This is a genomic window from Kitasatospora sp. Ki12, assembly GCF_054601375.1.
This window is the reverse complement of record NZ_BAAIHT010000009.1, coordinates 21,304-30,399: the sequence shown is the minus strand read 5'-3', so window position 1 is coordinate 30,399 and position 9,096 is coordinate 21,304. Positions and strand designations below refer to the sequence as shown.

The window sequence follows — 9,096 nt, the reverse complement described above, 5'->3', positions numbered from 1 at the left end:
GCCGGGTGCATGGGGTCAGCCGCCGACCGTGGCGCCGGCCTGGGCGCGGCGTTCGGTGATGAAGGCGTCGATGGCGGCGACGGAGCGGAAGTTGTTGGGGTCCAGGTCGGTGTCGTCGACGGCAGGGCGAAGTGGTCCTCGACCAGGCGATGAGCTTGAGGACGCCGAGGCTGTCGATGACGCCGTCGGAGAGCAGGTCGTGGTCGTCGGCGAGCTGCTCGGGGGTGACGTCGGGCAGGAACTCGTCGATGAGGAACCGCTTGATCCGGGTGATGTTGCTCATGGCGGCAACTCCCTTGCGTGAGTGGGTGGTCGATGTGGGTGTAAAGGTTCTTCAGGGGGTGGTTCAGGGGGTGGGCAGGACGGCTTTGCGGTCGACCTTGCCGGTGGGGGTCTTGGCGAGCGGATCGTCGTGGATGGCGAGTTTCTCGGGACGGCGGCCCGGGCAGGTTGCGGGCCAGGTGCTCGCGCAGGGTGAGGGTGTTGAGGGCGGAGCCGGGGGCGCGCTGGACGGCGGCGTGCAGGCGCTTGCCGGTCAGCGGGTCGGGGGCGGCGGCGACGGCGGCTTCGCGGACCTCGAGGGGTGGGTGAGCAGGACGCGTTCGACCTCGGCGGTGTTGACGGCGACGCCGCGGACCTTGACCTGGAAGTCGGAGCGGCCGGTGAGGTGGAGCAGGCCCCGTTCGTCGCGGGTGACGAGGTCGCGGTGCGGAACCAGCGCCGTCCGTGGCCGGCGCCCTCGGGCTGGGGGTGATGAACGCCCGGTGTCGCGGGAGCGGTCGAGGTAGCCGGCGGCCTGGAAGGGGGTGGAGACGTAGAGTTCGCCGCTGCCCGGGCCGTGGACCAGGGTGCCGTCGGCGCGGCGAGGAGGGTGCGCACCGGGCAGCGGGGTGCCGATGGGCACGGGCAGGGCCGGCGGCGGCGTCCAGGCGGTCCAGGCGGTGCAGGAAGCTGTCGTTGGTCTCGGTGCAGCCGTAGATGTTGTAGAGCGCGGCGTTCGGCAGCAGGGCGGGCAGGGCCGCCAGGGTTCGGGCGTCGATGGCGTCGCCGGTGAACGCGGCGTGCTCGACGCTGTCCAGCGCGCCGGCGCGGCGCTCTGGGTGAGCAGGGCCACAGGCCAGCGGGGACGGCCTGCATCACGTGCGGGCGGTGGCGGGGTGAGCTGGGTGAGCAGGTGGCGGGCGTTGAGGGCGTGGGCGGGGTCGATGAGCAGGCAGGTGCCGCCCGGCGGCGAGGGTGGCCCACACGTCGAGCATGGCGAGGTCGAAGTTCAGCGGGCGTAGTTTGCGACGACGCGGCCGGGGCCGGGTCGAAGGTGTCGTGGGCCCAGGCGGTGAAGCGGTCGACGGCGCTCTGCCCGAGGGGGACGATCTTGGGCAGGTCGGTGGAGCCGGAGGTGGTGAGCATGAGAGGAGGTGCCGGCCGCCAGGGTGGGGCACCGGCGCGGCTGGGCCAGGGCCGGCAGCGCGGGGGCGTCCTGGCCGAGGGGGGCGAGCACGCGGCGGGCGCCGGCCTGGGCGAACAGGGCGGCCAGCAGCGCCGGGGCGAGCTGCGGGGAGGGCAGCAGGAACGGGCGGCGCTCGGTCAGGCAGGCCAGCACCAGGGCGATCGCCTCGGGGGACTTGACCGCGAGCACGCCCACCGGCTCCCCCGCGCCAGGTCCAGGGCCGCGGTCTTCTGCGTTCGGCCTCGGTGAGGTGGCGAGTTCGCCGTAGGAGAGGGTCGCTCGTGCCACAGGGGCGGGGGCGTCGGGCCGGGTGCGGGCGTGGGCGGTGAACGCGTCGGGCAGCGCCAGCGGCGCCGGGTCCGTCCCGTCGGCGCTCTGTCCGGTCCGCACGGGGCCGTCCCGGTGGCGCTCTGTCCGGGCCGGGGCTGTGGGTGGTCATCGGTGTCACTCCCCCGCCGCCGTGATCCGCGCCCAGCCGGCCTTGACGGCGGTGCCCGCGTCGGTGGCGATGGTGAAGCGCACCACGGTGCCCGCGTCGTAGGGCTGCAGGGTCAGGCGCAGCGGGGTGCCGGGGCGGGTGGGGGCGGCGAAGCGGGCGCCGAGGGCGCTGACGCGGGCGGGGTCGCGCCGGCGTGGCGGTCGGTGATCTCCTCGGCGGCCAGGGCGACCAGGTGCATGCCGTGGGCGATGGCGGAGGGGAAGCCGGCGGCGCGGGCGGCGTCGTCGTCGAGGTGGATGGGGTTGAGGTCGCCGGAGGCTTGCGCGTAGGCGGTGGTGTCGGCGGGGGTGAGGGTGTGGGTGTAGGTGAGCGGTTCGGTGTCGGGGTGGTGCCGGGGTGGGCGGCGGGGCGAGGGTGCCGTAGGCCTCGGTGCGGGTGGCGCCGACCAGCAGGGCGGAGGTGGCCAGGTCGGCGACGAGGACGCCGGTGGCGGGGTCGGTGAGGGGGTGGCCAGGGCCAGGCGGGTGCCGCGGGCCTCGCGGCGCACCGCGGCGACGTCGACGGTGATGTCGAGGTCGCCGGGGGTGAGGGGGGTGTGGGTGTGGATCTCCTGGGCGAGGTGGACCACGCCGGTGAAGCCGTCGTCGCCGGCGGTCAGGGCGGTGACGGTGTGCTGGGCCAGGGTGTGGGCGGCGACGAAGGGGTGCGCGGGGCTCGCGCCGCCCGGGGCGCCGGCGGTGAGGCCGGTGCGGGCGGCGGCGCGGTAGGCGGCCAGGGCGGCGGCGGTGACGGTGAGTCTGGTGCGCCGGCGGAACGGGGAGGTCCCGGCCGCGGGCGCCGTCGCGGGTGCGGTCGCGGGCGCCGTCGCGGGTGCGGGCGTGGGGCGGGGTGGTCGCGGGTGTGGTCGTGGTCATATCGGGGTCACCACCAGGGTCGAGTTGTGGCCGCCGAAGCCGAACGAGTTGGACAGGGCCGCGCCGGACCGTACGGGCGGGCGGCGGTGTGGACGACGTCGAGGTCCAGGCCCTCTTCGGTCTTCTCGTGGTTGGCGGTGGGAGGGACGGTGCGGGTGTTCATGGCCTCGATGGCGGCGATCAGCTCGACGGCTCCGGCGGCGCCGATCAGGTGGCCGATGACGCCCTTGGTGGAGGTGACGGGCACGCCGTGGGGGCCGAACACCGTGCGCAGGGCGGCGGCTTCGGCGCGGTCGTTGTGCACGGTGGAGGTGCCGTGGGCGTTGACGTGGGCGATGTCGCCCGGGGCCAGGCCCGCGTCGGCCAGCGCCGCGCGCATCGCGGCGACGGCGCCGGCGCCGTCGGGGCGCGGGTTGGACAGGTGGTAGGCGTCCGAGCTGGAGCCGTACCCGGCGAGCAGCGCGTAGGGGGTGCGGCGCGGGCGCGGGCGTCGTCCAGGCGTTCCAGGACGAGGAAGGCGGCGCCCTCGCCCATCACGAAGCCGTCGCGTTCGGTGTCGAAGGGGCGTGAGGCGCGGGCGGGTTCGTCGTTGCGCAGGGAGTGCGCGCCGAGGTTGCCGAACGCGGCGAGGGTGACCGGGGTCAGGGTGGCCTCGCAGCCGCCGGCGATCACCACGTCCGCGCGTCCGCTCTCCAGCAGCAGCGCGGCGTGGCCGATCGCGTCCGCGCTGGAGGCGCAGGTGGTGGCGATGGTCAGCGCCGGTCCGCTCCAGCCCAGGCGCATGGCGATCTGGGCGGCGGCCGCGTTGGGCATGGTGACCAGCGGCATCAGCGGGGAGACCCGCAGCGGGCCGTGCCCGGTGTAGAGCGCGGACTCGCGGTCGCTGGTGGTGCGTCCGCCGACCGCGTTGCCGACCACGATCGCGCTGCGCCCGGGCCCGGGTTCGGGGCGGCCGGCGTCGTGGTGGGCGGCGAGGGCGGCGAGGGTGCCGTAGAGGGCGAAGGGGTCCAGGCGGCGGGCGTCCTTGGCGGGCACCGGGCCGTCCTGGGGCAGGTCGCTGACGCGGCAGCCCAGGCGTACCTTGTGGCGGGCCAGCGCCGGGTCGGTGAGGGCGGTGGCGGTGGAGCGCCCGGAGGCGACGGTGTGCCAGAACTCGCGGACGGTGTGGCCGGCGGGCTGACCACGCCGAGGCCGGTGACGGCGATCGGCGGGCGGTGGGGCGGGGCCATGGCTTCCTCTCCTCTCCGGGCGGGGGCGGCGGTTCTCAGATCAGGCCGGTCTGGGCGGCGGCGGTCAGGAACGCGTCGGCGGCGAAGTCGATGTCGGCCGCGGTGTGGCGGGCGGTGACCGCGATGCGCAGCCGGGCCAGGTCGTTGGGCACGGCGGGGGTGACGACGGGCAGGCCGATGACGCCGGCCTTGCGGCAGGCGGTGGCGTAGTCGTAGGCGGCGTCGTCGGAGCCGGCGATGACGGGCAGCACGGCGGTGGTGGAGTCCATGGTGGAGATGCCGGCGTCGTTGAGGCGCTTGCGCAGGCGTTCGGCCTGGACCTGGGTGTGGGTGACGCGCTCGGGCTCGCGGCGCAGGATCCGCAGGGACTCCAGGGCGGCGCCGGTCTGGCGGGGCCAAGGGCGGCGGAGAACAGGAACGGGCGGGCGGCGTAGCGCAGGTGGCCGATGAGGTCGTGGCTGCCGGCGATCCAGCCGCCCATGGAGGGGATGGCCTTGGAGAGGGTGCCGAGTTTGACGTCGACGCGGACCTTGTGGTCGAAGTGCTCCTCGATGCCGCCGCCGGTCTTGCCGATGACGCCCAGGGCGTGGGCCTCGTCGACCATGAGCAGGCGTCGTAGCGGTCGCAGACCTCGCGCAGTTCGGGCAGCGGGGCGATGTCGCCGTCCATGGAGTAGACGCTGTCGACGATGACCAGGCGCACGCCGGTGGGGGAGGCGGCCTTGAGGCGGCGTTCCAGGTGCTCGACGTCGTTGTGGCGGAAGCGGGTGACGGTGGCGCCGGAGAGGCGGCAGCCGTCGACGATGGAGGCGTGGTCGTACTTGTCGATCAGGACGGTGTCGCCCTGGCCGACCAGGGCGCCGACGGTGCCGACGTTGGCGGCGTAGCCGGAGCCGAAGACCAGGGCGCGCTCGCGGTGGGCGAAGCGGGCGACCTCGGCCTCCAGTTCCTCGTGCAGCGGGATGGTGCCGGCCAGGGCGCGCACGCCGTGGTTGCCGGTGCCGTAGACGTCGACGGCGGCCTTGGCGGCGGCCACCACCCGCTCGTCGCCGGCCAGGCCGAGGTAGCTGTAGCCGGACATCATGAGCAGGCGCTCGCCGTCGAGGTCGCAGTAGGCGCTGTCGCGTTCCATGGTGTAGGCGACGAAGCTGTTGCGCCGGGAGGGGTCGGACTCCAGTGCGGCCACCCGGGCGTTCGTTGCGGCGAGCTTCGGCTCCAGGCGGTCCCATGCTCCGGTGGCGTTCACGGGCGTTTCTCCTTCACGGCTTCACGGCTTCGGCGGGCTTCACGGGGTTTCACGGTTTTCGCGGGGTCTGCGGGTCTGCGCGGGGTGTTTCGCGGGGTCTGCGGTGCGTGGTGTTGCGGGTCCCGGTTCGTTTCCGGTTTCCGTCCGGTTCACGGCCGCACCGAAGGGGGCTGTTTTCCGGTACGGCGCGGCGCCGGGCGGGGTGCGGGGGTGGTTCGGGGCGGCTTCGGGCGGCCTTTCTCGAAGCCTTCACGCGGGGTGCTCAAGGATGGCTACATTTCTACGGCAGGATGCGCAAGGCGTCCGCAATAGCCGCTTTCCCGGCCTGCGGGAACGCTCTGACGTGCGGAAACCTTGCGTCCACGACGTATCGACCGGCCGGCGGGTATGTTTTCCCGGCCGGTGTTGACATCGCGCATCGCGGCGAATGTATGGTCAAAATCCGCCGAAACCGAACTGCTGGTCGACGGCGAATGCGTTCCGTTTCGGATTTCCCATGCCGACGGCCCGCACGGGCCGTCACTTCCGCTTTGGCTCAAGGGGGTTGGAGCAACGTTGAACGGCTTCAGGGAAGACAGTCCGTCCGGCAGATCGGGGGCGCGGCGATGCTGATCCGCCTCACCGGTCTGGTGGCGATCGAGCACGAGGACGGGTGCCCGCAGCACCTGTCCAGCGCCCAGGCCCAGGTGGCGTTCGCCCGCCTGGTACTGGAGCGCTCCAGCGGCACCAGCCGCGACCAGCTGGCCGACACCGTCTGGCCCGACGGGCTGCCCGACACCTGGGCCTCGGCGCTGCGCAGCGTGGTGAGCCGGGTGCGGGCCTTCGTCACCGACCCCGGCCAGGGCCCCGGCGCCACCCCGCTGATCTCCAGGGCGGGCGCTACGTCCTGCGGCTGCCCGCGGACGCGGCGGTGGACCTGGAGGCCGCCGCCTCGGCCGTCGGCGAGGCCGGCGAGGCGCTGGCGGCGGGCGGCCACGCGGTCGCCCAGCAGCTGGCCGCCGGCGCGCTGGCCAACCTGCGCGGGGCGTTCCTGCCCGACCACGAGGGCGAATGGGCCCAGGGCGTGCGCGAACACGTGGAGGAACTGCGCATGGGCGCCCTGGAGACCGCGAGCCTGGCGGCCTCCGCGCTCGGCGAGGAGCACCACGCGCTGCGCTGGGCCGACGAGGCGGTGCGCCGCGCCCCGTTCCGCGAGAGCGCCTACCGCTGCCGCATGGCGGCCCTGGCCGCCTCCGGCAACCGCGCCGAGGCGCTGCGCTGCTACCAGCAGCTGCGCCAGGTGCTGGCCGAGGAACTGGGCATCGACCCGGCCGCCGAGACCCAGGAGCTCTACCTCGCCCTGCTGCGCACCCCCACCCCGCGCCGCCCGCCCCGGCGGCGGTACGGGCGGTGGACCCGGTGCTGATGGGCATCTTCGAACCGCTGGCCCTCACCCGCCTGCCCCGCCCGGTCCCCACCCCGGTCCGCGCGGCCTGACCCGCGCCCCCGGCCCGCCGTCCCCGCGCCCCCGCCCGCCGGGGGGCGCGGGGACGGCGGGGTGCGGGCGGGGCGTCCTCCGGTACCGCGCACCGCCGTACGGCGCGCACCCGCCCCGTACGGCGCGCGGTGCCCGGGGCGCAACCACCCGCCCGGCCCGCCCCGCCGGGCACACCCGGCCACGCCCCCTCACCCCTCTCCCCCGCGCCACCGCCCGCCCACCGTCCGTCCGCTGTCGGCCCCGCCGGCACCGGCCCGCGCACCGCGCCCGCCCGGCCTGCCGGGGGCGCGGGGTGCGGGTGGGGCGCCCTCCGGTACCGCGCCCGCCCGCCACGGGCACGCCCTTCCCCGCGCCACCGCCCGCCCACCGACACCGGCCCGCGCCCGCCCGGCCCGCCGGGCACACCCGGCCACGCCCCCTCATCCCTCTCCCCCGCGCCACCGCCGGCCTGGCGTCCGTCCGCTGTCGGCTCCGCCGGCACCGGCCCCGCGGGCGGCCCCGCCGGCCCTTCCCGGGCCTTCCCGGTCCCCGGACGTGTTGCGGGGGTGTTGCGGTGGGCGTGGCAGATGGGCTGGGCGTAGTAGCGTCTGGGCGTGAAGTCGCGCGCACGGCGCGGCTTTTGACCGTGGGACGGACGGGGGTCGAGCGTTGGGAAGGGGTGGTGGGTGTGGGACGGGCACGCGTCGTGGCGCGGATGATCGTGCACCCTGGTGTGGAGGACGTGAGTGTCCAGCAGGTGCTGGAGGCGCTCGCTGATCCGGCCCGCAGGTCGGTGGTGCGCACATTGGCGCACTCGCCGGCCGATCTCAGTTGCGGCTCCTTCGACCTGCCGGTCGGGCGTTCGACCTCCAGCCACCACTTCAGCGTGCTGCGCGAGGCGGGGCTGCTGCGCCAGTACTACGTGGGCACGACCAAGATGAACACGCTGCGCGCCGAGGAGCTGGAGCGCCGCTTCCCGGGCCTGCTGTCGGCGGTGGTGGCCGCCGCCGACGCGGAGGCCCTGGACACCGCGCCCTCGTGACGACGGCTCAGCCGCCCGCGGCGCCGCCGGCGGTGTCGTCCGCGTCGTCGTCCACGGTGACGACGATCTTGCCGGTCTGGGTGCCGGCCTCCAGGTAGCGGTGGGCCTCGGCGACGGCGTCCAGGCCCGCGAAGACGCGGTCGACGGCGGGGGTGAAGGTGCCGTCGGCCAGGCCCGCGGTGACGAAGGCGCGGGCACGGCGCAGCCGTTCGTCGTCGCGGGTCACCTCGTGCATCGAGTAGAAGCGGCTGGTGACGGAGGCGAAGGTGTCCTGGCCGGGCAGGGGGGTGTCGCGCGGGTCCAGGCGGCCGTAGACGATCAGGCGTCCGCCGGGGGCGATGGTGCGGGCGAGGGTGAGGACGCCGGGTCCGGCGACGGGGTCGAAGACGGTGCGTACGCCGCGCCCGCCGGTGGCGTCGTGGACGCGGGCGAGGAGGTCCTCCTCGCCGGTGACGATCACCTCGGCGGCGCCGGCGTCCAGCAGGGCGGGCGCCTTGGCGCGGGTGCGGGTGGTGGCGACGGGCACCGCGCCCAGGCGCCGGGCGGTGCGGATCGCGGCGAGTCCGACCCCGGAGGCGGCGGCGGTGAGCAGCACGTGGTCGCCGGGGCGCAGGTGGCCGTCCTCGGCGAGGGCGCCGTAGGCGGTGAGGTAGGACATCCACACGGCGGCGCCCTGGACGGGGGTGAGGCCGCGGGGGCGGTGGACGGTGGCGCGGGCGGGCACGAGGACGTGGGTGCCGTAGACGCCGTAGTCGTTGAGGTCGAAGGCGGGCACGGTGTCCACGTGGTCGCCGGCGGCGAAGCCGGTGACGCCCTCGCCGACGGCCTCCACGGTGCCGGAGGCCTCGTAGCCGAGGGTGGCGGGGAGTTCGGGCTCCTCGAGGTAGGTGCCGGCGCGGAAGAGCGCCTCGGCGCGGTTGAGGCCGATGGCGGCGACGCGCAGGCGCAGTTCGCCGGGCCCGGGTTCGGGCAGGGGGGTGTCGCGGACGGTCAGGACCTCCGGTCCCCCGGTGGTCTCGAAGACGACGGTCCTGGGCATGGCGCGGCTCCCCTGCTCGGTGCTCGGTGCTCGGTGCTCGGTGCTCGGTGCTCGGTGCTCGGTGCTCGGTGCTCGTTGGGCGTGCTCGTTGCTCGGTGGGCGTGCTCGGCGTGCGGCACGCGGTGCCGGTGTGCGGGCGGCGGTGCGGTCGCGTTCCCAGCCAAGCGGGCCGGGCCCGCCCTGTCAAACTTCGACGGCCATCGGAATAGTGGTCTTCGGGCGCCGGTTGCACGGGAGTTGACCCCTCGTCACCGCCCCGGGCCGCGGACCCGGGGCCCCGCCCCG

9 protein-coding genes and 4 pseudogenes are annotated in these 9,096 nt (G+C 75.4%); 2 read left to right on the top strand and 11 right to left on the bottom strand.

What is annotated here, in order from left to right; translation table 11 throughout:
- The 10 genes and pseudogenes from ACYP53_RS43890 to ACYP53_RS43845 all read right to left on the bottom strand — a co-directional run.
- Positions 1 to 283, bottom strand: a pseudogene (locus ACYP53_RS43890) (hypothetical protein); the annotation flags it as partial.
- Between the two features lie 252 nt (positions 284 to 535).
- Positions 536 to 904, bottom strand: a complete 369-nt coding sequence (locus ACYP53_RS43885; protein WP_459651520.1) for a hypothetical protein — start codon at positions 902 to 904, stop codon at positions 536 to 538.
- 366 nt (positions 905 to 1,270) lie between these two features.
- The gene (locus ACYP53_RS43880) at positions 1,271 to 1,837 is read right to left on the bottom strand and encodes a hypothetical protein (RefSeq protein WP_459651521.1); all 567 of its coding nucleotides are present in this window, start codon (positions 1,835 to 1,837) and stop codon (positions 1,271 to 1,273) included.
- 161 nt (positions 1,838 to 1,998) lie between these two features.
- Complete coding sequence (locus ACYP53_RS43875) at positions 1,999 to 2,514, bottom strand: MaoC family dehydratase (protein WP_459651546.1); 516 nt, start codon at positions 2,512 to 2,514, stop codon at positions 1,999 to 2,001.
- A gap of 293 nt (positions 2,515 to 2,807) precedes the next feature.
- The gene (locus ACYP53_RS43870) at positions 2,808 to 3,221 is read right to left on the bottom strand and encodes a hypothetical protein (protein WP_459651548.1); all 414 of its coding nucleotides are present in this window, start codon (positions 3,219 to 3,221) and stop codon (positions 2,808 to 2,810) included.
- A 125-nt stretch (positions 3,222 to 3,346) separates the two neighbouring features.
- Positions 3,347 to 3,916: pseudogene (locus ACYP53_RS43865) on the bottom strand (beta-ketoacyl synthase N-terminal-like domain-containing protein); the annotation flags it as partial.
- A 148-nt stretch (positions 3,917 to 4,064) separates the two neighbouring features.
- Positions 4,065 to 4,334 carry an aminotransferase class I/II-fold pyridoxal phosphate-dependent enzyme gene (locus tag ACYP53_RS43860; RefSeq protein WP_459651547.1) on the bottom strand — a complete coding sequence of 90 codons (270 nt, stop codon included), beginning with the start codon at positions 4,332 to 4,334 and terminating at the stop codon, positions 4,065 to 4,067.
- A 143-nt stretch (positions 4,335 to 4,477) separates the two neighbouring features.
- Positions 4,478 to 4,633: pseudogene (locus ACYP53_RS43855) on the bottom strand (aminotransferase class I/II-fold pyridoxal phosphate-dependent enzyme); the annotation flags it as partial.
- A gap of 71 nt (positions 4,634 to 4,704) precedes the next feature.
- Positions 4,705 to 5,109 (bottom strand): annotated as a pseudogene (locus ACYP53_RS43850) (aminotransferase class I/II-fold pyridoxal phosphate-dependent enzyme); the annotation flags it as partial.
- A 730-nt stretch (positions 5,110 to 5,839) separates the two neighbouring features.
- Positions 5,840 to 6,103 (bottom strand): hypothetical protein, encoded by a 264-nt coding sequence (locus ACYP53_RS43845; protein ID WP_459651522.1) that lies wholly within the window; start codon positions 6,101 to 6,103, stop codon positions 5,840 to 5,842.
- 81 nt (positions 6,104 to 6,184) lie between these two features.
- Here ACYP53_RS43845 and ACYP53_RS43840 point away from each other — a divergent pair, with 81 nt between their 5' ends.
- Both ACYP53_RS43840 and ACYP53_RS43835 read left to right on the top strand, forming a co-directional pair.
- Positions 6,185 to 6,679 (top strand): AfsR/SARP family transcriptional regulator, encoded by a 495-nt coding sequence (locus ACYP53_RS43840; RefSeq protein WP_459651523.1) that lies wholly within the window; start codon positions 6,185 to 6,187, stop codon positions 6,677 to 6,679.
- Positions 6,680 to 7,472: 793 nt separating this feature from the next.
- Positions 7,473 to 7,772: an ArsR/SmtB family transcription factor gene (locus ACYP53_RS43835; RefSeq protein WP_391555821.1), complete on the top strand. Its 300-nt coding sequence runs from the start codon at positions 7,473 to 7,475 to the stop codon at positions 7,770 to 7,772.
- Between the two features lie 7 nt (positions 7,773 to 7,779).
- On the opposite strand, the gene ACYP53_RS43830 is transcribed toward ACYP53_RS43835, so the two are convergent.
- Positions 7,780 to 8,811 (bottom strand): zinc-dependent alcohol dehydrogenase family protein, encoded by a 1,032-nt coding sequence (locus tag ACYP53_RS43830; RefSeq protein ID WP_459651524.1) that lies wholly within the window; start codon positions 8,809 to 8,811, stop codon positions 7,780 to 7,782.
- Positions 8,812 to 9,096 lie beyond the last annotated feature (285 nt).

Bases quoted from the DNA above. Each gene is read 5' to 3' on its own strand.
- ACYP53_RS43830 (WP_459651524.1), bottom strand. From the start codon at position 8,811: ATGCCCAGGACCGTCGTCTTCGAGACCACCGGGGGACCGGAGGTCCTG.